This window comes from Paraburkholderia phytofirmans PsJN (assembly GCF_000020125.1).
Lineage (GTDB): Bacteria > Pseudomonadota > Gammaproteobacteria > Burkholderiales > Burkholderiaceae > Paraburkholderia > Paraburkholderia phytofirmans.
In genome coordinates, this window is the sequence record NC_010676.1 from 1262391 (window position 1) to 1287145 (window position 24755).

At 61.7% G+C, this 24755-nt stretch carries 21 protein-coding genes and 1 pseudogene; 16 read left to right on the forward strand and 6 right to left on the reverse strand.

What is annotated here, in order from left to right:
- The first annotated feature begins 141 nt into the window (after positions 1-141).
- Positions 142-1842 carry an AMP-binding protein gene (locus tag BPHYT_RS25350; RefSeq protein WP_012426972.1) on the forward strand — a complete coding sequence of 567 codons (1701 nt, stop codon included), beginning with the start codon at positions 142-144 and terminating at the stop codon, positions 1840-1842.
- Between the two features lie 91 nt (positions 1843-1933).
- On the opposite strand, the gene BPHYT_RS25355 is transcribed toward BPHYT_RS25350, so the two are convergent.
- On the reverse strand, positions 1934-4636 hold the full coding sequence (locus BPHYT_RS25355; RefSeq protein ID WP_012426973.1) for a LuxR C-terminal-related transcriptional regulator: 2703 nt from the start codon (positions 4634-4636) through the stop codon (positions 1934-1936).
- 184 nt (positions 4637-4820) lie between these two features.
- Here BPHYT_RS25355 and BPHYT_RS25360 point away from each other — a divergent pair, with 184 nt between their 5' ends.
- The 9 genes from BPHYT_RS25360 to BPHYT_RS25395 all read left to right on the forward strand — a co-directional run bounded on the left by BPHYT_RS25360 (position 4821) and on the right by BPHYT_RS25395 (position 13335).
- The gene (locus tag BPHYT_RS25360; protein ID WP_012426974.1) at positions 4821-5591 is read left to right on the forward strand and encodes an enoyl-CoA hydratase/isomerase family protein; all 771 of its coding nucleotides are present in this window, start codon (positions 4821-4823) and stop codon (positions 5589-5591) included.
- Between the two features lie 27 nt (positions 5592-5618).
- Complete coding sequence (locus BPHYT_RS25365) at positions 5619-6860, forward strand: thiolase family protein (RefSeq protein WP_012426975.1); 1242 nt, start codon at positions 5619-5621, stop codon at positions 6858-6860.
- Positions 6861-6886: 26 nt separating this feature from the next.
- Entirely contained in the window at positions 6887-8029 is a 1143-nt protein-coding gene (locus BPHYT_RS25370; protein WP_012426976.1) for an acyl-CoA dehydrogenase family protein, read from the forward strand.
- Between the two features lie 11 nt (positions 8030-8040).
- Positions 8041-8289, forward strand: coding sequence for a hypothetical protein (locus tag BPHYT_RS38345; RefSeq protein ID WP_148225147.1), 249 nt, complete (start codon positions 8041-8043; stop codon positions 8287-8289).
- A 90-nt stretch (positions 8290-8379) separates the two neighbouring features.
- Complete coding sequence (locus tag BPHYT_RS25375) at positions 8380-9561, forward strand: lipid-transfer protein (RefSeq protein WP_012426977.1); 1182 nt, start codon at positions 8380-8382, stop codon at positions 9559-9561.
- Positions 9562-9574: 13 nt separating this feature from the next.
- Positions 9575-10774: an acyl-CoA dehydrogenase gene (locus tag BPHYT_RS25380; RefSeq protein WP_012426978.1), complete on the forward strand. Its 1200-nt coding sequence runs from the start codon at positions 9575-9577 to the stop codon at positions 10772-10774.
- Between the two features lie 15 nt (positions 10775-10789).
- Positions 10790-11944 (forward strand): acyl-CoA dehydrogenase family protein, encoded by a 1155-nt coding sequence (locus BPHYT_RS25385; protein WP_012426979.1) that lies wholly within the window; start codon positions 10790-10792, stop codon positions 11942-11944.
- Positions 11941-12396: a MaoC family dehydratase gene (locus tag BPHYT_RS25390; RefSeq protein WP_012426980.1), complete on the forward strand. Its 456-nt coding sequence runs from the start codon at positions 11941-11943 to the stop codon at positions 12394-12396. Before BPHYT_RS25385 ends, BPHYT_RS25390 begins: the two co-directional genes overlap by 4 nt.
- A 36-nt stretch (positions 12397-12432) precedes the next feature.
- Positions 12433-13335 carry an SDR family NAD(P)-dependent oxidoreductase gene (locus BPHYT_RS25395; protein WP_012426981.1) on the forward strand — a complete coding sequence of 301 codons (903 nt, stop codon included), beginning with the start codon at positions 12433-12435 and terminating at the stop codon, positions 13333-13335.
- A gap of 177 nt (positions 13336-13512) precedes the next feature.
- Here the strand turns inward: BPHYT_RS25395 and BPHYT_RS25400 are convergent, their stop codons facing one another.
- Together BPHYT_RS25400 and BPHYT_RS25405 are read right to left on the reverse strand one after the other, a co-directional pair.
- Entirely contained in the window at positions 13513-14658 is a 1146-nt protein-coding gene (locus BPHYT_RS25400) for an acyl-CoA dehydrogenase family protein (RefSeq protein WP_012426982.1), read from the reverse strand.
- Positions 14655-15806: a CaiB/BaiF CoA transferase family protein gene (locus tag BPHYT_RS25405; protein ID WP_012426983.1), complete on the reverse strand. Its 1152-nt coding sequence runs from the start codon at positions 15804-15806 to the stop codon at positions 14655-14657. Before BPHYT_RS25405 ends, BPHYT_RS25400 begins: the two co-directional genes overlap by 4 nt.
- Positions 15807-16164: 358 nt before the next feature.
- On the opposite strand from BPHYT_RS25405, the gene BPHYT_RS25410 reads away from it, so the two are divergent.
- Both BPHYT_RS25410 and BPHYT_RS25415 read left to right on the forward strand, forming a co-directional pair.
- Positions 16165-17280: a porin gene (locus BPHYT_RS25410; RefSeq protein WP_012426984.1), complete on the forward strand. Its 1116-nt coding sequence runs from the start codon at positions 16165-16167 to the stop codon at positions 17278-17280.
- A gap of 76 nt (positions 17281-17356) precedes the next feature.
- A complete protein-coding gene (locus BPHYT_RS25415) occupies positions 17357-18103 on the forward strand; it encodes an SDR family NAD(P)-dependent oxidoreductase (protein WP_012426985.1) in 747 nt (248 codons plus the stop codon).
- A 169-nt stretch (positions 18104-18272) separates the two neighbouring features.
- Here BPHYT_RS25415 and BPHYT_RS39710 read toward each other — a convergent pair.
- From BPHYT_RS39710 to BPHYT_RS25430, 3 genes and pseudogenes are all read right to left on the reverse strand, one after another.
- Positions 18273-18431 (reverse strand): annotated as a pseudogene (locus BPHYT_RS39710) (IS6 family transposase); the annotation flags it as partial.
- A 37-nt stretch (positions 18432-18468) separates the two neighbouring features.
- Positions 18469-19044, reverse strand: coding sequence for an S-(hydroxymethyl)glutathione synthase (gfa, locus tag BPHYT_RS25425; protein WP_012426987.1), 576 nt, complete (start codon positions 19042-19044; stop codon positions 18469-18471).
- 18 nt (positions 19045-19062) lie between these two features.
- Positions 19063-20172 (reverse strand): S-(hydroxymethyl)glutathione dehydrogenase/class III alcohol dehydrogenase, encoded by a 1110-nt coding sequence (locus BPHYT_RS25430; protein ID WP_012426988.1) that lies wholly within the window; start codon positions 20170-20172, stop codon positions 19063-19065.
- A gap of 1114 nt (positions 20173-21286) precedes the next feature.
- On the opposite strand from BPHYT_RS25430, the gene BPHYT_RS25435 reads away from it, so the two are divergent.
- The 4 genes from BPHYT_RS25435 (at position 21287) to BPHYT_RS25445 (ending at position 24711) form a co-directional block, all read left to right on the forward strand.
- Positions 21287-21520 carry a hypothetical protein gene (locus tag BPHYT_RS25435; RefSeq protein WP_012426989.1) on the forward strand — a complete coding sequence of 78 codons (234 nt, stop codon included), beginning with the start codon at positions 21287-21289 and terminating at the stop codon, positions 21518-21520.
- Positions 21521-21805: 285 nt separating this feature from the next.
- Positions 21806-22930, forward strand: coding sequence for an alanine dehydrogenase (ald, locus tag BPHYT_RS25440; RefSeq protein WP_012426990.1), 1125 nt, complete (start codon positions 21806-21808; stop codon positions 22928-22930).
- 140 nt (positions 22931-23070) lie between these two features.
- Positions 23071-23298 carry a hypothetical protein gene (locus BPHYT_RS39715; protein ID WP_083772096.1) on the forward strand — a complete coding sequence of 76 codons (228 nt, stop codon included), beginning with the start codon at positions 23071-23073 and terminating at the stop codon, positions 23296-23298.
- Positions 23299-24072: 774 nt separating this feature from the next.
- On the forward strand, positions 24073-24711 hold the full coding sequence (locus BPHYT_RS25445; protein WP_012426991.1) for an alkyl hydroperoxide reductase subunit F family protein: 639 nt from the start codon (positions 24073-24075) through the stop codon (positions 24709-24711).
- Positions 24712-24755 lie beyond the last annotated feature (44 nt).

The following is a 24755-nucleotide window of genomic DNA, read 5'->3' on the forward strand; positions in this document are numbered from 1 at the left end:
CATCTGAATGTTGCATAGAGACAAGGCGCTGGTACACGGCGGTGGTTCGCGGCGGAACAGACGGCGGCGGCAACCGGCGGCCCATAACGGATGCAGCTGCCGGTATGGCGCCGGACCGCAGAAAAATATATGGAGACTGAAATGAGCGGTACGAATTCGGACACACTGGTTCATCGCTTTGTGCACTGGGAGCGTGTGCAGCCTGATACACCGTACCTCACCGAGTCGATGCCGGACGGACAGGTCGTGGAGTACACCTGGCAGGAGGTCGGCGATCAGGCCCGGCGCATGGCTGGCTATTTGCAGTCGTTGCAACTGCCGCCGCGCAGTGCGATCTCGATCGTCGGCAAAAATAGCGCCCACTGGATCATCGCGGATCTGGCGATCTGGATGGCCGGTCACTTCTCGGTACCGCTCTACACAACCATCAACGCGGACACTGCGCAGTACATCTTCGAGCACTGCGACGTTCGTTTGCTGTTCGTCGGCAAGCTTGACGGCAAGACTGACGGCTGGAATGAAATTCGCAAAGCAGTGCCGCCGCATGCGCGGTTGATCGGCTTGCCCATGTCACCCGTGCCGGAGGCCCTCCAATGGGACGATATCGTCGCGAGCCAGGCGCCATTACGGGACGTTCACCTGCCGGCTCCAGGCGAACTGGCTACGATCATCTATACATCGGGCACCACCGGCCGTCCCAAGGGCGTCCTGCACAGCTTCGGGACGATCTTTGCCTATGCGGCGCAGGCAGGTGAATTCTGCGGCTTCACTCCGGCGGACCGCGTTCTGTCCTATCTGCCGCTCGCACACACGGCCGAGCGCTCCTTCGTCGAATCGAATTCGCTTTGCCACGGTTTCCAGGTTTTCTTCAACGATAGTCTTGCTACTTTCGTTCAGGACTTGCATCGCGCGCGACCGACTGTATTCATTTCGATGCCGCGACTGTGGACCAAGTTCTATCAGGGCGTCTGCGCGAAACTTCCCGCGAGCCAGCAAGCCTTGCTTGAGACGGCGAGCCCCGAAGCCGCGGTCATTAAACAGCAGATCCTCACGATGCTCGGGCTCGACGCGACAAGAATCGCCTTTACCGGCTCGGCGCCGCTGCCTGAGGAAATCACGAACTGGTATCGCATGCTCGGCCTCGAGTTACTGGACGTGTACGGCATGACGGAGAACTTCTCGTACTCGCATTACAGCCGCCCAGGGCTCGTGCGGCCCGGCTATTGCGGCCAGGCCATGCCGGGCGTCGAATGCCGGATTGCCGGGAATGGCGAGATTCTGCTCAAAGCGCCGACCATGATGCTCGGCTACTACAGGCAGCCGGACTTGACCGCGCAAAGCATGACCGAGGACGGCTTCTTCAAAACCGGCGATTGCGGCGAACTCGACGAACTCGGCCGTTTGAAAATCACAGGGCGGGTGAAAGAAAACTTCAAGACCAGCAAGGGAAAATATGTGGCTCCCGCGCCCATCGAGAACAAGCTGAGTCATGCAAAAGTTGAAGCCGTGTGCGCGACGGGGCCGGGGCTCGCCCAGCCGTTCGCGCTGTTGATGCTGTCGGCCGCCGCGCGCGGAGAACTCCAGGGCACGCCTGCGTATGATGCCTTGCGTGCCGAGCTGCGCGGCATGCTCGACAAGGTCAACGACACGCTTGAAGATCACGAGAAGCTCGCCTTCGCCGTGGTCGTCGCGGATGCCTGGACGTCCGACAATGGCTTGCTCACGCCAACCATGAAGATCAGGCGCGGCGCAATCGAGAAACGTTATCTGCCGATGGCCCAGGCGTGGGCTGAACTCGGACAACCCGTCATATTCGAAACGCAGTCCGTCAAGACGCAATGATCCGTTAGCAAAAAGGGTATCCGCTATGGCGGATATCCGATATCACCGGCTCGATCACGCGCGCCGGTCCGGCAGGCCAAACGGATCGAGGCTAGCGGATCAGCTCCTGCTTGCGGGCCCAGACCATCGCGTCATAGCGGCTCGACACGCCGAGTTTGCTGAAAATATTGCGCAGATTCCACTTCACCGTCTCGATCGTAATGTCGAGCGCGAGGGCAATACGCTTGTTCGACATGGCCTGGCCGACGAGACTTAGAATCTCGAGCTCGCGCTGCGTGAGCACCGGCTGCAATTTCGATGCGCCCGCACGGCGCGCATTGCCTGCCAGCCCCTCGGAAATCGCGCTGTCCGGAAACTTTTCGAGCAGGCCAGTTGCATATTGCAGCGTTGCACCCTCCAGCTTGCCCTCGCGCACCACCTTTGCGAGCAGCCTGCCGGCGGCCGCGCCTTCATCCACAAAGGTACGCACGAGACCCAAGCGCTGCGCCGCCTCCACGGCGCGGACGAAGCATGCCTGCGCATCGCTGTCGCTGCGCTGCTCGGCGAGGACGATGGCCGACAGCAGATCCGCGAGTGCGGCAAGCCGGCCCCGGCCGAACGCCTCGGCATGGCGACGGGTGATTTGCAGTGCCCGCAGTGCTTCCTCAGGTTGGTCGTGACGCAGCACGCGCGCCCGCGCGAGCGCTGCAATCGCAGGAATTTCCGCCTTGGAGCCTTGTTCGGCGGTATGAGCCTCGGCGATTTCATCGAGCAGGGTCAGCGTTTCGAGCGCGCCCGCGTGGTCGTGCTTGAGGAGCAGGATTTTGACCTGTTCGGCCAGCATGTGCGCGACCGCGCGGATCTGGCGCATGCTGCGCAGGTGTGCGGTTTGCTGCTGCACGAAGTCGAGCGCAGCGTCGGCGCTCTCCTGAAGCAGGTCGAGACGCGCCCGGCAGAGCGACGTGTGAATCAATACGTCGGGCCCGGAAGAATGAAGCAGGCCACGACGGTTCGCAATGGTTTCGCGGGCCACGTCGATGCGGTCGAGTTCATAGCAGGCATCGGCCAGCACGCTCGCACAGATGTTGGCGCTGATCGAATGGCGGCCCACGGCCTGCACCGAACGCGTGAGCAGGCCCGCGCTCTCGCGTTCGGCCTCGCGCGCATTGCCTTCGAGCAGTATCGTCGACGCGCGGGTCGCCTGTGCGACGAGCGCCATGTCGTTGTTGCGTTCGGCCGGCGGAACCGGGTGCAGATTGAAGAGGCGCCGCGCTTCGGTAAAGCGCCCCGCCGCGGCGTAGGCCGCGCACAGTTCGGCGACCAGCAGATACTGCAGAAAGGGATTGTCGAACGTGTCGCCGCGATGGGGTTCGAGCAGGTCGATCATGCGTTGCGTGTCGTCGTGCTGGAACGCGATGGCGGCATGAACCAGCGGCAGGCTACTGGCGATCTCCGGATCCGCCGACGCCGCGTTTGCCTGCAGGTGCGCGAGCCATGCCTTCGCCTTGGCCGGGCGCGTGGTGAGCGCAACCGTCAGGCATGCGATGAACAGCAGCCGCTGATGGCTGAGCAGTGTTTGTTCCGGCAATCGTTCAAGCAGATGCAGCGTGGGACCCAGATATTCGACGCTCCACGTGGCCGGCGCCGCGCGCTCGATGACCGACGCGGCAAACTCCACGTCTTCGCCCGCGCTCGCGTGGCGCACCGCTTCGGCGAGCAGCCCGTGCGCCGCGAACCAGCGGCTCGCGCGCCGATGCAATTCGCGCACGGCATCGCCTTCACGACGTGCGAGGCGGGTTGCAAGGAACTCCCCGAAAAGCGGATGAAAGCGATACCAGGCTGTTCGGTCGTCCGAGTCGACGCGCGTGATCAGCAGGTTTTCGTCTTCCATGCGTTCGAGCAGATCGGCGGCGTGTTCGTTGCCGGTGACCTCACGGGCAAGTGGCGCACTGAAGCGGCGAAAGATCGAGAGCGCCACGGCGAATTCGGACAGCTCGGCGGGAAGCTGCGCCATGACCTCTTCGCTCAGATAAGCCTGCAGGTCGCTGGAACGCCAGATCAGGTCGCCGAGCGTGGCCCGCGCATCGGGCCGGTTCCTGAGCATGATGATGATGAGTTGGATGCACGACGGCCACCCGCCGGTCAGTTCGTGAATGAGCGTGAGTTCGTCGGCGTTGATCTTGCCGGGGCCGAGGTTTTCGTCGACGAAGCTGCGTGTCTCCGCAAGATCGAACGGCAGACCGTCGCTGTCCAGTTCGACGATCTGGTCCATCATCCGCAGGCGGCTCAGGCTCAGCGGCGGCGTAAGGCGCGAGCCGATCACGAAATGCAGATTGCCCGGCCCCTGATCGACCAGTTTCTGCATGAACTTGTGCGCGAGCGGCGCCTCGACGTACTGATAGTCGTCGATCATCAGGTACAGCTCTTTGGGCAATCCGACCGCCGCTTCGACGATGGCCGCAATGGCTGCATCCATGGCCGCGGCGCTGGCTACTTCGAGCGACAGGTCCGTCGCCACCGAGATGCCGATGCGCTGCATCGCGGCGAACAGCGCCGTGGAGAAATCGGCGTAGCTCTTGTCGTCGGCGGTGAGCGCGAGCCACGCGACCTCGGCGGACGCCTTCAGGCAAACCTTGCGCCACTGCGCGAGCAGCGTTGTCTTGCCATAACCCGCGCTGCCAGTGACGAGAGCCAACCGGCAATGACGCTTGCGCTGCAATTGCGCAAGCAGATCCACGCGCGTGATGTACTTCGCGCCGATACGCGGCGGGGAAAACTTGGTGGAAACGAGATGTTTGGGCGTTGGTGTATTCAAGGCGTGACCCAGTCCGGGCGATACGGCATGTGAAGGCGGGTGCTGAACACCGTTGTCTGCACCTTCGCAAATATGTGCCTGCGGGTGGCCCCCTCACAACGAGGGGTGCTATCCGAGGTTGTGAAAACTAACTTACCACAACCGAAGCGGCGATCACATTCGTTCGCGAGATTCCGGAGGGGAGATGAGTTATTCGCATGCAGTGGTGGACTCGGTCGGCTGGTTGACGTTGGACCGTCCCGCCGCCATGAACAGTTTGAATCGTGAGATGGCGACGGGCCTGATCGCGCAGTTGAAAGCGTGGCGCAACGACGACGCCGTACGGGTCCTCGTCGTAACCGGCAACGGCCGCGCTTTCTGCGCGGGTGCCGACCTGATCGAGGCCGCCGAGGCCACGCAGCCGGGCAGGCGGGAATTCCTGGAACTGATCGTCGAGTTTTTCGACACGCTGCGCGCGTTCCCGAAGCCGGTGATCGCCGCGGTCAACGGTCTTGCGCTGGCGGGCGGTCTCGAAGTGGTGCTCGCGTGCGACGTGGTGCTCGCCGCCGAGTCGGCGCGTCTTGGCGACGCACACTCGAATTTCGGCGTTTTCCCTGGCGCCGGCGGCGCGGCGATTCTGCCACGCAAGGTGCCGGCGAACGTTGCGCGCTACCTGCTTTTCACAGGCGATGCGATGAGTGCCGCCGAGCTCAAGGGCTACGGCCTCGTCAACGAGGTGCTGGCCGACGCGGAACTCAGGCCTCGCGCCCAGGCGCTCGCCCACAAGTTCGCGAAGAAGAGTCCGCTCGTGCTGGCGCGTATGAAGCGCGTGGCCAACGAGACCGCCGACAAATCGGCAGCGGATGCACTGCGCCACGAATTGCTGGAGCTGCGCAACCATCAGCGCTCATACGACGTTCAGGAAGGCTTGCGCGCGTTTGCAGAAAAGCGCGAGCCGCAGTTCAAGGGCTGCTGAACTCTACACGAAGCTATCGGACACACAATGGAAAACATCTACATCGTCGGCATGGGCATGACCCCGTTCGGTCGTCATCTCGACAAATCGGTCAAGCAGCTCACGGCCTGGGCGGTCGAAGACGCCTTGAAGGACTCGGGCTGTGAGCGCGGCTGGGTCGAAGCGGCCTATTTCGGCAACACCACGCAGGGCCACATGCAGGGCCAGCACATGATCCGTGGCCAGGTGTCGCTGATCCCGCTCGGCTTCGGCGGTATTCCGATCCACAACATCGAAAGCGCCTGCGCGTCGGCAAGCAGCGCATTTCACCTCGCCGTGACGCAGCTGCGCGCGGGCATGGCGGATGTCGTGCTGGCCGTGGGCGCGGAGAAGATGTACTCGAGCGACAAGGCGCGCATGTTATCCGTGTTCGACTCCGCATGGGACATCGAAACAGCCGAAGCCAACGGGGCGCAGATGGTCGAGCTGGGCAAAGGCGTCACGGTGCCGGAGGGCACGCAGTCCGACAAGCCTTACAGCGTATTCATGGATGTCTATGCCGGCATCGGCCGCCAGCTGATGTCGCGCTACGGCATCACGCAGCGGCAGTTCGCCGCTGTGTCGTCGAAGAATCACGGTCATTCGGTGCACAACGAGCGCTCGCAATATCGCAAGCCGATGTCGATCGAGGAGATTCTCGCGGCGCCGCCGATCACGTTTCCGCTCACATTGCCGATGTGCTCGCCGATCTCCGATGGCGCCGCCGCCGCGATCCTGTGCACGGAGTCCGCGATGAAGCGATATGGCTTCGACCGCAATCGTGCGGTACGCGTGCTTGCGACAATCGTGCGCTCGGCGTCGGCGCGCGCAGGCGAGGATCTCGCCAACCACATCACGGTTCATGCAGCGAAGCTCGCCTATGAAGAAGCGGGTATCGGGCCCGACGACATCAACGTAGCCGAGCTGCACGACGCGTCGTCGATCGGCGAAATCGCGCTGTGCGAGAACCTTGGCCTGTGCAAGCCGGGCGAGAGCGGCGTGATGGCCGAGCGCGGCGAGAGCACGATTGGCGGGCGTCTGCCGATCAACCCGTCAGGCGGCCTCGAATCGAAGGGACATCCGATCGGCGCGACGGGCCTCGGACAGATCTTCGAACTGGTCGGGCAACTGCGAGGCGAATGCGGTCCGCGCCAGGTCGAAGGCGCGCGCTTGGCGATCCAGGGCAACGGCGGCGGCCTGTGGGGTGTGGAAGAGAGTATCGACCACATCGGCATCTTCGGTCGCGCCTAACCAGAACCATTCAGGGAATACATACCATGCCGTATCAACTGCCCACTGAAGAGCAGAACCTCGCCGTCGAGAGCTTTCGGAAGTTTCTGCAAGCGGAAGTCAAACCCGTTGCCAGGGAGTATCGCGACCGCTTCATTCCGAAAGAGAAGATGCGCGAGCTCACGGAGCGCATCGCCGATTTCGGTCTGCCTGGCTGCACCATCCCTGCTGAATACGGCGGCATGGGCTGGTCGTTCACCACGCAGGGCATGCTTTTCGAGGAACTCGTGGCCTGCTCATGCGATATCGCGCTGTGCGTCATGCTCAACATGGGCCTCGCGGCCATGCTGACCAACGCCCGGCCCGAAGTGCGCGAGCGCTATATGCCCGGTGTGCTGGCCGGCAAGATCTTCGGCTCGATCGGCATCAGCGAGCCGGACGTGGGCTCGAATGTGGCAGAACTGAGAACGCGCGCCGTGCGCGACGGCGACCACTTCATCGTCAATGGCGAAAAGACCTGGATCACCAACGGCGTTTATTCCGACGTGCTGATCTGCACCGTGCGCGGCGAAAAAGGTCTCTCGCACATTCTTATCGACCGCAAGGAGCATGGCTACGAGTCGCGCAACATCGACAAGATCGCGCTCGGGTCGCAATCCACCGCACAGATCTTCATCACCGATGCTCGCGTGCCGGCCACCAACGTGATTGGCGAGGAAGGAGAAGGGCTGCGCAATACGATGAAGGTCTTCGAGCACGCGCGCGCGCACGTGGGCACGCTGTCGGTCGGGATCATGCGCGCCGCGCTGGAGGAGTCTATCGCATACGCGAAGGAGCGCAAGCAGTTCGGCAAGGTGATCGCGGCGCATCAGCTGATCGCGGCGAAGCTCGCCAACATGGCGATCATGGTCGACGCGTCGCGCCTGATGTGTCAGCGCGTGTTCGGCCTGATCGACGCGGGCGTTCGTTGCGACATGCAGGCTTCGATGGCCAAGGCGTTCGCCACTGAAGCTGCTGTCAAGGTGTGCCGGGACGCCGTGCAACTGCACGGCGGCAACGGGATCACGAAGGAGTTCAACGTCGAGCGTCTGTTGCGCGAAGCGATCATCATCCCGATCCCGGATGGCACGACGGAGATCCAGCAGCTCATCATTTCGCGCGCGCTGACCGGAGTGGCGGCGTTCGTTTGACGGAGGGCTGAGTGGCCGGCAGCTTTTGCGCCGGCCTGTTCTGCGGCTCTTCGCGCATTCGCGTGGAGAGCCTTCTTTCTTTCTGGGGCGCGTTCTTTTTTGCCGTAGCAGATGGACATCTGCTCGACTATTCGGGCAAAGTTGATGATCGACTTTCGTCGATCCCCGCGGGACGTCTGCCGGGCGCGGCATCACCCCTCGTTTTGCAGGGCGGGCAGACCTCGGGCGGTCCGCGCCGACGCAAAGCATGCACCCCTTGAAAGGAGGGGTGCCGGCCCGGCAGCCGTCTGCCTATGATGAGCCAATGCTGATCGATCCGATCAGCGATCACAACAACTGAAGGAGATCGTATGACGCGCAAAGTCGTCGTCGCGGGCGTGGGGATGGTCCCGTTCCGGAAGCCTGGTGCCAGCGAAACTTATGACCTGATGGGCGCCGAGGCGGCGCGCCTCGCGCTGACCGATGCCGGAGTCGCGTACCAGGCGATCCAGCAGGCGTACGCGTGCTTTGTCTATGGCGATTCGACCGCTGGTCAGCGCGCGCTTTACCACGTCGGCATGACCGGCCTGCCGATCATCAACGTCAACAATAATTGCTCCACCGGTTCGACGGGGCTCTTCCTCGCGCGCCAGGCCATCGAGGCCGGCGCGCTCGACGTCGTGCTCGTGCTCGGCTTCGAGCAGATGAATCCGGGCGCACTCGGCAGCTATTTCCACGACCGGCCGCTGCCTTCCGAACTGTTTCTTAAGCAGTGCGATCGCCTCGGCGTGCCGCCTGAAATTGCGCCGGCCCTGCGCATTTTTGGCGGCGCGGGCATGGAGCACATGAAGCGCTTCGGCACACCGCTCGAAAGTTTCGCGAAGATTCGCGCGAAGGCGAGCCGTCACGCGGCCAACAACCCGCACGCGGTGTTCCACAAGGTAGTCACAACTGAAGACGTGATGGCCGACCAGGTCATGTGGTCCGGCGTGATGACGCGCATGATGGCGTGCCCGCCGACTTGCGGCGCGGCTGCCGCCGTACTGTGCAGCGAGGATTACGCGAAGAAGCACGGCCTCGACACACGCGTGTGGATTGCCGCCCAGGCGCTGACGACAGACGGCCCGGAATCTCTCGAAGGGGACGACCTGCGAGACGTGGCCGGCTTCAGCATGGCGAGAAACGCGGCGCGCCAGGTGTACGAGGCCGCGGGCATCGGCGCCGAAGACGTGAACGTGATCGAACTGCACGATTGCTTCGCGCACAACGAACTGATTACCTATGAAGCGCTCGGACTGTGCCCGGAAGGCGGCGCGGCGAAATTCATCGACGATGGCGACAACACCTACGGCGGGCGCTATATCGTCAATCCGTCGGGCGGCCTGCTTTCGAAAGGACACCCGCTCGGTGCGACAGGACTCGCGCAATGCACGGAACTGGTCCAGCAACTGCGCGGCACAGCTGCTGAGCGGCAGGTCGAAGGCGCGCGCGTTGCCTTGCAGCACAACGTGGGCATCGGCGGTGCGTGCGTGGTGACCATGTACTGCAACTGACCGGGAGGCGCAGATGGATTTTCAACCCGATGCAGGGCTCGAGGCATTTCGTGAGCAAGTGCGTGCATTCCTGCGCGAGCACCTGCCGCGCGATCTTGCAGGCAAACCGGTGGGCAGCGTTCGCTCCATGCGGCCCGATCTTGTGCGCTGGCAAAAGATCCTGAATCAGCAAGGTTGGGGCGCGCCGTACTGGGCAAAAAAGGACGGTGGCACGGGCTGGTCGGTTCTGCAGCGTCTCGTCTTCGACGAAGAGTGCATCGCGGCGGGCGCGCCGACCCAGGACGGATTCGCGCAGAAGCTGCTCGGTCCGGTGCTGAACGAATTTGCGTCGCCGGAACAGAAGGGCGAGCATGTGCCGCTCATTCTCGCTGGCGAGCGGCTTTGGTGTCAGGGTTTTTCGGAGCCGGGCTCGGGCTCGGACCTCGCGTCGCTGCGCACGCGCGCCGAGCGCGATGGCGATCATTACATCGTCAATGGCCAGAAGATCTGGACAAGCTACGCGCATGAATCGGATTGGATTTTTCTGCTCGTGCGGACCGATACCGAAGTGAAGAAGCAGGCCGGCATCAGCTTCCTGCTGGTGGACATGAAGACGCCGGGCATCACGGTGCGTCCGATCCGCAGCATCGACGACTGCCATCATCTGAACGAGACTTTCTTCGACAACGTGCGCGTGCCGGTAGCCAACCGCGTCGGTGCGGAAGGCGCAGGCTGGACGATCACAAAGTTCCTGCTCAACAACGAGCACGCGAGCGCAGCGGACCTGCCGATCCTGCGGCGTTATCTGATGCAACTCCGCACGCTGGCGGCAACGCAGCGCGTGGGGTGTGAGCCGTTGATTGCACAGCCGGCCTTCGCGTTGCGCTTGGCGCGTCTCGAAGCCGAAGTGAGCGCGGTCGCCACAATGGTCAAGCGCGTCGCGGCGATGGAGCAGGACCACAGTCCCGCCGCCCATGCAATGGGATCGATCCTCAAGGTGCGAGGCACGGAGCTTCAGCAGCGCATCAGCGAGCTGATGGTCGAAGCGCTCGGCGACTACGGCGCGGTGGCTTACCCCGAACCGCACGATACGTGCGAGGCAGAACCCTTGCCGCACCAGGACGTGGCGCGTGGCCTTGCCAACGAGATGTTTTTCCGCCGCGCGTCGACGATCTACGGCGGCACGAGCGAAGTCCAGCGCGGCATCATCGCGAAGATGCTGTTTCAACTCTGAGTCGGCGGAAGAATCATGAACTTTACTCTCAGTGCAGAGCAGCAGTTGCTGCAGGATAGCGTCCGGCGCTTCGTCGACAGGGATTACAGCTTCGAAACGCGCATGGCGTTCGTCAAGGCACGTTCGACGTGCAGCGCAACGCATTGGCAAACTTTCGCGGACAACGGCTGGCTCGCAGCGGCGTTGCCCGAGTCTTGCGGCGGCTTCGACGGTTCGCTGACCGACACGGTGTTGATCGCCTCGGAACTCGGTCGTGGACTCGTCATCGAGCCTTATCTCGGCTGTGCGGTGCTGGCGGCGCAAACGCTGCTCGCGGGCGCTACGCCGGCGCAACGCGAGCAATGGCTACCGGCGCTCGCCGACGGCTCGCGCAAGTTCGCGCTCGCGTACAGCGAGGCGCAGTCGCGTGGCTTTCCCGAGTTCGTCGAAACGAGCGCGACGCCGACGCCGGATGGCTACTCGCTCGCCGGCTCCAAGACACTCGTGCTGGGCGGCGCGGATGCCGACAGCTTCATCGTTTCGGCGCGTGCGCAGGACGCCGAGGGCATCACGCTCATGTTGGTGCCGGGGGACGCACCGGGCCTCGCTCGCCGTGTGCTGCCGTTGCACGACGGCAGCTTCGCCGCCGAACTGACGCTCGACGGCGTGCGCGTGACCCGTGAAGCGGTGCTCGGTGTGCCGGGACCCGGACTCACGGCGCTCCGGCACGCGCTCTCTCACGCGACAGCGGCGCTCGGCGCGGAACTGGTCGGCGCGATGGAAAAGTCCATCGAACTCACCGCCGAATATTTGAGGGTGCGCAAGCAGTTCGGCGTGCCCATCGGCAGCTTCCAGGCGCTGCAGCACCGTCTCGCGGACATGGCGGCGGAAATGGAGCTCGCGCGCTCGATGCTCCATGCGCTGCTCGGCTCGCTTGAAAACGACGCGCCACCCGCTCGCCTGCGAGCGGTCTCTCAGGCCAAATCGGTGATCGGCCGCGCCGCGCGCTTCGTGTGCGGCCAGGCGATCCAGTTGCATGGCGGCATCGGCATGACCGAGGAATACCAGGTCGGTCACTACTACAAACGGGCGGTCGTCGCCGACGCGCTGTTCGGCAGCAGCGACCAGCACGACGCCGCTTGCGCCGCGCAACTGCAAAACGAATTGCTTCAAAAGGAAAACCACGCATGAAGAGTTTCCAGAAAATCGCCGATCTGCAACCGCTGGTCGGCGAATCGCTCGGCACGAGCGAATGGCTGTCGATCGATCAGCAGCGTGTCAATCAGTTTGCGGACGCAACAGGGGACCACCAGTGGATCCACGTCGACGTGGAGCGCGCGCAGAAGGGTCCGTTCGGCGGGACGATCGCGCATGGCTTCCTCACGCTGAGCCTGCTGCCCGCGTTCTTCGCGACCGCCTTCGAAATCAAGGAAACGAAAAGTGGCCTGAATTACGGGCTCGACAAGGTGCGCTTCATTGCGCCGGTCGCGGTCGGCAAACGGCTCCGCGCGCACTTCAAACTCATGGAGTGGAGCGAGTTAAAAGGCGGCGGCGCGCAGTTGAAGATCGAAATGACCGTCGAATGCGAGGGCGCGGACAAGCCCGCATGCGTCGCGGAGTCGATCACGCGCCTATTTCCCTGATATTCCATGAGTGACAATGTTCGAGGAGATTCAAGCATGAGTATTCGTTTCGATGGCAAGGTCGCGATCGTGACCGGCGCGGGCGCGGGTCTTGGCCGAGCACATGCGCTGGCGTTCGCGGCGCGTGGCGCGAAGGTGGTCGTCAATGATTTCGGCGGCGCGCGCGATGGCACGGGCGGTTCGTCCGAGGCAGCGCTCGCGGTGGTCGAAGAGATCCGCCAGGCAGGCGGCACGGCGATCGCCGACGGCGCGAACGTGGCGGACTACGAGCAGGTGCAGGCAATGGTCAAGCGCGCGGTGAGCGAGTTCGGCCGCGTCGACATTCTCGTCAATAACGCGGGCATCCTGCGCGACAAGAGCTTTACGAAGCTCGAAATGACCGACATCAAGGCGGTTCTCGACGTTCATCTGATGGGTGCGATCAACTGCTCGAAGGCGGTATGGGACGTCATGCGCGAGCAGAACTACGGCCGCATCGTCATGACCACTTCGTCGTCCGGCATGTACGGCAACTTCGGGCAATCGAACTACGGCGCGGCGAAGATGGCGGTGATTGGCCTGATGAATGCGCTTACGACCGAAGGCCGGAAGAACAACATCCTGGTCAACACGATCGCACCGGTTGCGGCGACGCGCATGACCGCGGACATCCTGCCGGAAGCAATGCTCGAGCGTATCCAGCCGGAGCGCGTGACGCCCGCCGTGTTGTTCCTCGCGAGCGAGAACGCGCCGTCGAAAACCATCATCGCAGCGGGCGGCGGCGCATTCGCCGCGGCGACCATCGTCGAATGCGCGCCGGTGCTGCTGTCCGATGACGACGTCACGCCGGAAGGCGTCGCCGCTCGCTTCGGCGATATCGCTGACTGGAGCACTGCGCGTGCATACGGCGAGTCGGGCGAACAGGTGCAGCGTTTCCTGAAGCTCGTCTGCGACATGTAACCGTATCAACTTGACGTGAACCGCACGAACCGCCGCTTTTGCGGCGGTTTTTTTGTCGCTCAAGCGCTTGCTCAATGCAATTCAAGGGCACGTGCAAACGATGGGCGAAAAAAAGCTTGCATGAAGTTCTTTCATGCAAGCCGGACTTCGTTTCGACCTTAACGTCTTAATGGTCGCTCAATCCAGGTTGCGCGAAATGATCAGCTTCTGGATGTGGCTCGTTCCTTCGTAGATCTTGCAGATGCGCACGTCGCGCAGATATCGTTCGACCGGGAAATCAGTCAGGTAGCCATACCCGCCATGAATCTGCAAGGCGTCGGAGCATACCTTCTCCGCAATCTCGCTCGCGAACAATTTGGCAATGGACGCCTCCTTGATACAGTCGAAACCGGCATCGCGCAGTCGTGCGGCGTGAAGGCAGTATTGCCATGCAACGTCGACCTGCGCGGCCATATCCGCGAGATCGAAAGCGACGGCTTGAAGTTTGGTGAGCGGGCCGCCGTACGCCTCGCGTTCGCGCGCGTATTTGACGGCGGCGTCCAGCGCTCCCCGCGCTACGCCCGCCGAGATGAACGCGATGCCGATGCGGCCGTCCGAGACACCCGCCATCACGGTGCGATAACCGTCGCCCTCCAGGCCAAGCAGGTTTTCCGCCGGCACCCGGTAGCCTTCGAGCGCGATCTGTGCCGTGTGCGCGGTGTGCTGACCGAGCTTGCTTTCGATACGAGTGACGCTGTAGCCCGGCGCGTTCGGGTCGATGATGAAGGTGCTCGCGCCGCGTTTGCCCGCAGCCTTGTCAGTAATGGCGAACGCAATCCCGACGCCGGCCTCGCTGCCATTCGAAATGAACTGCTTGGTGCCGTTGAGCACGTAGTGATCACCCTCGCGGCGGGCACTCGCGCGCAGCGAGGCGGTGTCGGAGCCCGCGTGCGGTTCGGTCAGCAAGAACGCACCGATCGACTCGCCGCATGCCATGGCGGGCAGGTAACGCTGCTTTTGCGTTTCGGTGCCGTGCTCGACGATCGTGAGCGCAGTGAAATTGTGCACGTGCATGATGGTGGCGAGTCCGGCATCGACCGCCGCGAACTCGTGCTGCGCGATGCAGAAGTCGAGGATGCCCGCACCGGATCCTCCGTATTGCTCGGGGATCAGCATGCCGAGAAAACCGAGTTCGGCGAGCGCCTTCAATTCGCTGCGCGGCCAGGCGGACTGGAGATCGCGTTCGGCGGCGGTGGGTGCGATGATTTCGTTCGCCACTCGGCGCGCGGTGTCGCGAATCAACGTCTGTTGCTCGGTGAGGAACGAGCGGTTGGAGTCGGTCATGGGTTGGGTCCGTTCACGTTTGAGGCAGGTTTCGGTTGGTTAGGCAGCCAGTCGCCCAGCACATCGTCCTGGTGCTCGCCGCGCCGCGGAATTGGTCCGGGGCGGCTTGCCGGGGTTGCCGAGAAGCGTGGCGCCGGCGCGGCTTGCAGCACACCGTCATCACGCGTATAGACACCGCGTGCATGCATGTGCGGATGGGTCGCCGCCTCGTCAGGGCTGAGCACCGGCGCAAAGCAGGCGTCGGTTCCTTCGAGTAGCGCACACCACTCATCGCGGCTGCGCTCGAGAAAAAGCGTGGCGAAGCGTTCGCGCAACTGTGGCCAACTGCTCGCGTCGTAGGGCCTGTCGAAGAGCGGGTCGGCGCCGAGGCCGAGCTTTTCTCGCAGTTCACGATAAAACTTGGGTTCGAGCGATCCGACGGAAATAAAGCCGCCTTCGGCGCAGCGGTAAGTGTTGTACCAATGCGGGCCGTCCAGCAGGCTTTGGCCGCGCTCGCTGCGCATCTGCCCCGACGCTTGCAATGCGAGTAGCAGCGTCGTCATGTGCGCGCTGCCGTCCACGATGGCAGCGTCCACCACCTGGCCCACGCCTGTCGCGCGCGCGTTCATGATTCCGGCGAGCAGGCCCACCGCGAGATACATCGCTCCGCCGCCCACATCGCCAACCAGGCTCGGGGGTGTCACGGGCGCTTCGCCGGGCTGTCCTGCATACCAGAGCGCACCGGACAGCGCGATGTAATTCAGGTCGTGGCCGGCCGCGTGAGCGAGCGGGCCGTCCTGCCCCCAGCCTGTCATGCGTCCGTAAATGAGGCGCGAATTACGCCCAAGACAAATGTCGGGACCGAGGCCTAGTCGCTCCATCACACCCGGACGCATGCCTTCAATGAGGGCGTCGCTCTGCTCGATGAGACGCAAGACGGTCTCGACGCCTTCGACCGTCTTGAGATCGACCGCCACGGAGCGTTTGCCGCGATTGGCGAGTTGCGTGCCGCCGAGGTCGAGCGCATCGGGACCGGCTTCGATGCGATCCACCACGACCACATCCGCGCCGAGATCGGCGAACAGCATGGCGCAGAACGGACCGGGGCCGATGCCGGCGATTTCCAGAACTTTTAGCCCGGCGAGCGGACCTTGTCGTTTTGTTGTCATGGGTGATGGTCTCGGTACATGTTGACAGGAGCCATCGTAGAGAGTGCGAGTAGTGCCTTGCTCCCCCAATCTTGAGGGGGGACGGCGCGACTTTTACGGAGCCTATTCTTGCGAGGCGCCGCACTACAGCTCGTTGCGCCTCGCGTTTTTCCGTTCGATCCGTGCCATACGACAGCAGATTGAGGCCCCCCATTAGCGAGGGGGTAGCGCATGAGTCGAAACGCCTATCCTTGATCGCAAGCGCCGCAACCCGAGTTCGAGATCAATCCCGTAACACGCCCAGCGGTTTCCGGTTGATGTCGACTCAAGCGCTCTACCCGCGCAGTCCAAGACGCGGTCGACAATGAAGGAGACATGCATGCGTAATATCGGTAAAGGCCTCGTGGGCGCTTCGATGCTCATCGCGGCAGGCGGAGCGGCAGCGCAATCCAGTGTGACCTTGTACGGCGTGGCAGATACATTCGTGCAATTTCTCGGCAACGGCGCAGTTCATTCGTGGTCGATGAGAAGCGGCGGCAATTCGGGCTCCAATTTCGGGCTGAAGGGCAGTGAAGATCTTGGCGGCGGCCTCAAGGCCATATTTACGCTGGAGAACGGATACACCATCAATAATGGCGGATTCTTCGTCGACAGTTCCACGATGTTCTATCGGCAAGCCTGGGTGGGCTTGAGCGCCGAAAAGTATGGTTCGCTCACTTTTGGGCGCCAATATCAACCTACTTTCTGGGCGGTGTATCCCACCGATCCGTTCCGCGGCGATGAGGTTCTTTCGCCGTTGTCGGCTGCGGCGAGTGCTCTCGACAGGCACACGTTTGCCACGCAGAGTGCCGCCGGGCGCAGTAGCAACGCGATTGTCTATCAGTCGCCGATAGTAGCGGGGCTGAAGTTGTACGCGATGTACGGTTTCTCCGCGACCGTCACTCAGCCTGTTCCGCAGACCCTTGGCAATATCCTTGATCTAGCGCTGACCTATTCCGGTTATGGCGCGTACGTGGGTCTCGCGTACCAGAATCAGCACGCAGGCACTGCAGCGATTCCGGGGCTGCCTTCAGCGCTGAATCTGCTTGGCACGGAGCGCTTTACCGGTGCTTTGGGTTACCGGATCGGCATCGTGAACCTGCAGTTCAACTACACATACAACCGCTCGAAAGACGCACCCGCCGGATCACTGGCCGCGCGTCTGGGTGCCAATAATTCCTACAGCATCGCGGAAGTCGGGGCGACGATCCAGGCGAGCCCGGCCGATACGGTGGAAATAGCAGCTATCGAGCGCGACGTGCGAGGCGTGCATGACAACACGCCCGGTGTGCAGCTCGGCTTCGAGCACCTGTTGTCCAAACGGACGACACTTTACGCACGCGCAGGTTATATGAAGAACAACGGTTCCGCGATGATGAGCTGGCCCGGTATTAGCGTAAGCGGGCAGAACGCCACACAGACAATGGTGGCCACGGGCATGTCGTATCGCTTCTGAACTCGAATGGGCGTTGCGGCTCGCGCCCATCGTTCGGGCAGTTCTTTTCGTTGTGTAACAGGAAGTCAGTAAGAAGATGAATCTTCAGAACAAGGTGGCGATTGTGACCGGCGCAGCCTCAGGGCTCGGGCTTGCAACATGCAAGGGACTGGCGGCAGCCGGCGCCATGGTGGTTGGTTTCGACCTCGACCAGGCACGGCTCGACGAAGCGCTGGGTGCTGACATGCAGGGTCTCGCGGTCGACGTCTCCAATGAATCCAGTGTGAAGTCCGGTATCGACGCCGTGGTGGCTATGCATGGACGCGTGCATGTGGCGGTCAATTGCGCAGGCATCCTCGGTCCTTGCAAGACGTTATCGAAGGGACAACTGTTTCCCTCCGACCTGTGGAATCGCGTGCTGGGCGTTAACCTGACCGGGACTTTCAATGTCATTCGTCACGCCGCGCTCGTGATGAGCGCAAACGATCCCGAAGAAACCGGAGAGCGTGGCGTGATCATCAACACGTCTTCGGGCGCGGCCCGTGCCGGGCAGATGGGACAGGCCGCGTATAGCGCGAGCAAGGCGGGCGTGATCGGCATGACGCTGCCGATCGCGCGCGATCTCGCCGAACACGGTATCCGGGTCGTGTCGATTGCGCCGGGACTTTTCGAGTCGGGCATGTCGGCCGGCATGCCGCAGAAAGTCTCGGACAGCTTGATCGAAAAGATGCTGTTTCCAAGGCGTATGGGTAAGGCGGAAGAGTTTGCCGGGCTCGTGCGGCACATCGTCGAGAACGCGTATCTGAACGCGATGACGATCGATATCGACTGCGGCATGCGTTAAAAACTCGGCCACGGAGCAGGGGAGTTGACCCTGTAACTCAGGACACTTGGACGCGGTTAGGTTGACGATGCAGCGGTTCGCGGGACTCCCGAGGGGTCACCCCACAGGATTCCCGAACCGTTCCAGCTCTTTACGAATGCCGATATAAAGCGCTTCACCCAAAGCATGTCGTCATGCGCGCCGGCGACAGGCCCCGTTCGGCCATCATCTCCACCTGGTCGCGCGGACTGAGCTTGTAGCGCTGCCACCAGCGCACACACAGCACGATGATTTCCCGATCGAAATGACGGCCATCAGACGATCCTTTCATACGTTTGCGCTTGCTCATCAGCGCCTGCCGGATCGTCAATGCATTCCGTGGAAAATCAGGCCTCGCGGTAGACGCCTTTGGCCTTGGCTGCGTGAGTGGCCAGAACGTCCATCAGCGTGGGGCTGAGACAGTCGTACGGCTCCAGACCTTTGTCGCGCAGCGTCTGCCGGACCTCGGGCAGCGTCGAGGGCGGCGTGCCGCTTTCAATGATCGAGGAGACGAAAGCGGCGAAGCCGGGGCCGTCCCAGCCGGTATCGTTCGACAGTTCCGTGTGGATGAAGTCGAGACCGTAGAACGCGTGGTCCTTATTCTCGATGCGGCCATACAGATGCGTACCGCAGGCTGCGCAGGCGTGGCGCTGGATCGCGGCTTTGTCGTCCACGACCTTCAACTTCGCCGCGTTCGCCGTCACTGTCAGCTTGTCGCGCGATACGACACCCACGACGGAAAACAACGCACCTGCGGGTTTCCAGCATTTGGTGCAGCCGCACGCATGATTGAACGCAACCTGCGAGTCGATGCGGACCTCGACGGCATCGCGCGCACACTGGCAGCGCAGCGTGCCGCCCGCGAAGTCCTCGGCGCCTTCTTGAATGTCGCGGTCAACGGTGGGATGAATGGCTGAGGCCATGGTCTCTCTCCTTGTATATCAGTAGTGAACGACGGTGCGGATCGATTTGCCCTCGTGCATCAAATCAAAGGCTTCGTTGATGCCCGAGAGCGGCTTGGTGTGGGTGACGAACGGCGCGAGCTGGATCTTGCCTTCCATCGCGTCTTCGACCATGCCCGGTAATTGCGAGCGGCCCTTCACGCCGCCGAAGGCCGTGCCCAGCCAGCGGCGGCCGGTCACGAGCTGGAACGGGCGCGTGGAGATTTCCTGACCGGCGCCGGCCACGCCGATGACGACCGACTGACCCCAGCCACGGTGCGCGCATTCGAGCGCCGCGCGCATCACGTTGACGCTGCCGATGCATTCGAAGCTGTGGTCCACGCCCCAGCCCGTCATGTCGACGATCACTTGCTGAATGGGCTTCTCGTGGTCCTTGGGGTTCACGCAGTCGGTCGCGCCAAAGGCGCGCGCCAGATCGAACTTGCCCGGATTGGTGTCGACGGCGATGATGCGGCCGGCCGTGGCGAGCTTCGCGCCCTGGATCACGGCGAGACCGATGCCGCCGAGGCCAAATACGGCGACGGTATCGCCTTCCTGCACCTTGGCAGTGTTCTTCACCGCGCCCAGGCCCGTGGTCACGCCGCAGCCCAGCAGGCACACCTGCTCGTGATTGGCTTGCGGGTCGATCTTGGCGAGCGACACTTCGGCCACGACGGTGTACTCGCTGAACGTGGAGCAGCCCATGTAGTGGTAGAGCGGCTGGCCGTTGTAGCTGAAGCGGCTGGTGCCGTCGGGCATGACGCCCTTGCCCTGGGTCGCGCGCACAGACACGCACAGATTGGTCTTGCCGCTCTTGCAGAACAGACACTCGCCGCATTCGGCGGTGTAGAGCGGAATCACGTGATCGCCGGGTTTCACGCTGGTCACGCCTTCACCCACTTCCACGACGATCCCGGCGCCCTCGTGGCCGAGCACGACGGGGAAGAGGCCTTCGGGGTCGTCGCCTGAGAGCGTGAAGGCATCGGTATGACAAACGCCGGTATGCGTGATCTTGACCAGCACCTCGCCCTTGCGGGGCGGCTCGACGTCGATCTCGACGATCTCGAGGGGCTTGCCGGGTGCAAACGCAACTGCAGCACGTGATTTCATGGCGGTCCTTCCCGTGTTTAAAAAGTGCATTTTCTCTGCGCGCGAGGGTTGTGGTGGCTGTCCACAATTCGCGGCGAAATCGAAGGGGAAATGGTGGGGACACTTGAACGCAATCGGAGCGAGATCTTGGTTTGCTGACTGTGATTCTCGTCCTGCCATGCCCCATCTTCTATGTAAAACGTTTCAAGACGACCAGTCATATGAGTTCGAACGGTGCCGTATAGGGGCGCATCTTTGCGTTGCTTGCCCGGATAGTCCGTGTTTAAAAGGCAGCCGAACATGTGCAGTTCTGAATTCACATCGTCAAGCGTCTCGGTGGGAGGGGGAAACCGTTAGAAAATTCGAGCAACACAGTTTCCTTTACGCCTCAGTGCGAGCCGCAGGTCGCCACGGATCAAAAAGCCGGGTGGTGTTAGGAGGCTAAACGGTCGACTTCTTCGCACGGGTATGAGATGGCCCTGAGGTTTGCGGCAATTGAACTTGCTGCCGCTGCGCACGGTGCGTGCCGGCACGCGAGAGTTGTGTGGAGCGCAGACACATACCAAGGGTTGCCCAAGGACTGTCCTGCTCTATCACCGCAGCCTTCACCAAGTTCCTAACGCGCTCTAAGCCGTGATTGGCGACGAAACGCGCACAGAACGCCAAAACTGTACTGCTGATTACGTTAGTACAGTGCACCACCGGGACATTGCGCTAGCTTCGGAAAGAAACTACGGTAGCTCCGCAAAACGACAGCCGTATATTTCACAGACGCGCGAGTTGTCCTAGTCTGATCACTCAAAATGGCAAGCAGCCGAACTTCAGGAGCGCAAATTGGCCGAGAGTTCATTGTCGTTACGCGCATTGATTGATAAGTGGTTTGAGCCTTTATCAGGTGTGCGCATCAGCAAGTGCAACATGCTTGTGAGCAGCGCACGACGTTGCGTTCGTGTCGAGTCCAGAAGCGCCGATATGGCACATGTGATTTACTTTTTCCAACATTGGGACGGTGTGTGGCGTGTCTATCCACCCGAGGCAAGGAAAATGAACAGAAGCGCTTTTTACGCTTCTGCAATCTAACGCTTCGACGACGCGTGAATGTGCTGCAAGCGCCAGGAAGCTATGGAGGCGAAAAATGGACGTTTTAGAGATCGCTCGGAAGTCAGGTATGACTGTGATTCTCGATGCGAGAATCGGGCAGATTGAATATCACAGTGTTTATGGGTCCGTTAATTCTCTGAAGAAGCTCATCGAGACGATCGTCGCGTTGGTGAGTGATGACGTAACCGACGCTATCCATGTCTCTAGCGAAACGGGCTTCGGTGACAATGCGCCCACAGACTGCACGACGAATCGGCAACTTCAATAAGAGCGAGAGACGTAAGCGTCATTTCGTGGCCGCATGGACGGAACTTAAGCGGGTTTCCAAAGTGATGTCCGTTACTTCAGGTGGTGGGGACTACTTTGGACACTCCGTGCAAGGACGGCATCAGCCACAACGAAATTGAGGATGCTCGTCGCGATCACCTGGCGGCAGGCTGCAATGTACTGCTTTACGCGATGCCCGAGCGTGCCACGAGCGCGAAGTGATCAGGCCGCTTGCGAACGGCAGATCTGCCGGCGAAATTTTCATTGACGAAATAGAGGAGACATCATGCTAATTGGAGTTCCGAAAGAAATAAAAAACCACGAATATCGGGTTGGACTTACGCCTTCTTCGGTGCGCGAATTGACTGGACGCGGTCATCGAGTCGTAGTCGAGCAGGGGGCTGGAGCAGCTATTGGGCTCAACGACGACCTCTACGAATGGGCTGGAGCGACTATCGCGAATGGCCCGGTGGAAGTATTCGAACGCGCCGATATGGTGGTGAAGGTGAAGGAGCCGCAGAGAACTGAATGGGAGATGCTCCGCAGCGGGCAGATTCTCTACACCTACTTGCATCTTGCTCCGGATCCTGAACAGACGGCAGCGCTCGTGAAGTCGAGGGCCATCTGCATTGCTTACGAGACCATCACTGGACCGAATGGCGGCCTTCCGCTGCTGGCACCGATGAGCGAGGTGGCTGGCCGAATGAGCATTCAGGCTGGTGCGTCGCACCTCGAAATAAGTAAGGGTGGACGAGGCGTATTGCTTGGTGGCGTTCCGGGCGTTTCGCCCGCACACGTCGTGATCATCGGCGCGGGTGTGGTCGGCACGAACGCGCTGCAGATGGCTATTGGTCTGGGTGCACGCGTGACGGTGCTGGACACAAGCATTGACCGGCTTCGATCGCTGGACCTCGTGTTCGGCAACCGGATTACGACCGCGTATTCGACGTCGTCCAGTATCGAAGACGCGGTCGTCGACGCAGATCTGCTCATTGGAGGGGTCCTCGTGCCCGGTGCGGCCGCACCCAAACTCGTGACCCGCGCAATGATCGCGAAGATGAGGAGAGGGGCGGTCGCAGTGGATGTTGCCATCGACCAGGGCGGTTGTTTCGAGACGTCAAAAGGAACGACGCACGGCGCGCCGACGTATGAAATCGATGGCGTCATCCACTACTGCGTCACCAATATGCCAGGCGCTGTCGCCCGCACCTCGACGTTCGCGCTCAACGGTGCGACGCTTGGACACGCATTAGCCATCGCAGATCGCGGTTGGCGCGAGGCACTGCGCGCCGACAGGCATCTGCGAAACGGTCTTAACGTATGTGACGGCCAGGTCACCCATGAAGCAGTCGCTTCGGCACTTGGATACGAATACGTGAACCCGAGGATCCTCCTCGAACAGTCGGCGTAATCGCCAAGCGGGCACGACGTCGGTACGTCCGATTGAAGAACAACATGCGGCCTGGCGAAAACCGTGGACATTCGCGGGCCTCGCCAGCAGCGGATCATTGCGCCGTATCGCGCGGTCTCGACCCGGTCGAATAACACGATGTGAGGACGGGCTCGATAGGAATTCCAGCGGAGACGACGCACGAAGAGCGGCGTGTAGCCGCCTCGCCAGAGACGGTAAAGAAGTTCGTCGCAAGATGTCATGCGGTCCGTCTGCAACGCGGCGCCGGCATGCATGCAGGTCTCTCTGACGAGCAGTATTCAACAGCAGGCGCTGAGCTTTCCGATGATACAGATGCGCTTGCCGCACAACTGGTTCTGAAGGTCTGAGCGCCGACCCGGACCGAATTGACGAAGCTCAGAAGTGGAACGGCACTGGTCGGAATGCTTGATCCCTTCGATGCCGAAGGTAGTGCAGGGTTCGCGCGCGCGGGCCGAAGCGGATCACATCTACGCATTCGTTACCAGTGCAAGCTGACGTTCGCCGCCGCCGAAGTGCGAATGTCGCCGAAGCGACGGCGGAGCCGTCTGAGGGATACGGTACGTGAATGTCGCCTATGACCAAACTGACGTCTCCCTATGCGAGTCGACGAGCGGCCGGTGTAACTTCGACCCCGCCGCAGATGACGCGGTAGTTTGACGTGCCGCCCAAGATTGTTCACAAGCTCGGCAGTCGCAGAGAAGTAGCCGCCGGAGCAGGCACGCGCGCACCCGTTCCAGACGAATCGCCAACACCTTAAATCTGTACGGCTAGCCCACCAAAGGCACCGACGTTGGAGGCAGCATTGCCTCGCGTTCTTCGCAGATGCGCCGGCGGGCGCCGTCGGCTTTGGGTGCTCGCGTGTTTTCGCGGCCCGTAGCCCTCGACGAGAATGTCCGCTCCCCGACCCGGCAGGTTGGCACGTCAGCCGTGGGCGTATAAGCTTCCTTTTGAACCACGGTCAGTGTTGTCAGGCAGCCGAGCGACATTGCGGCAGTGCAACAGACGGCGAAAAGCTCTCGGGTGGTCCGATCGCAGACTCACGCTACACGTTCTGTGCACATTTCTTTCAGTTCCTGGCACTTCTTCGCATAACCTTGTGCAGGTTGGTACGGGATCGAATCATGTTAAGCATCAGTCTCAGATCACAGCTGCAGACATATCTGCAAAACATCCGCAGACCAGTCGAACTGATCGTGTCGCAGGGCGGTGGTCAAACGTCGCACGAGATGCGGACGATGTTGAACGAAATCGCGTCGTTGACAGATCTGGTGACGGTAATCGAGGAGCCGCGTGGCAACGAACGTAAGCCATCGTTTTCAATCAGGCAGGTCGGAGAAAAAGCTGGCATTCAGTTTGCCGCCACTCCTTCAGGACCTGAATTTTCGTCTCTTGTCCTCGCAATACTTCAGGTGGGAGGACACCCCGTAATAGCCGACCATACGACCATTGAACAAATCCGAACGCTAGAACGTGACTATTATTTCGAGACCTATATTTCGCTCTCTTGCGCAAGCTGTGTGGACGTCGTGCAAGCCCTGAACATGATGACGGTGATCAATCCACGGGTTCACAACATTACGATCGACGGAGGAATTTTTCAAAGCGAGGTGTCGGCGCGTGATATTAGCGTTGTGCCGACGATCTACATGAACGGCGAGATATTCGGCGAGGGGCGCAGCAGCTTTGCGGAGCTAGGCGCGAAACTTGTCGACATAGAAATGAGTCTGAGAGCGGCACTGCGCGCGGCGGGCAGGCCGTAGCGCAGCGCTGAAAGTGCGTCGGCGCAGTTTTACTGAACTTGCGA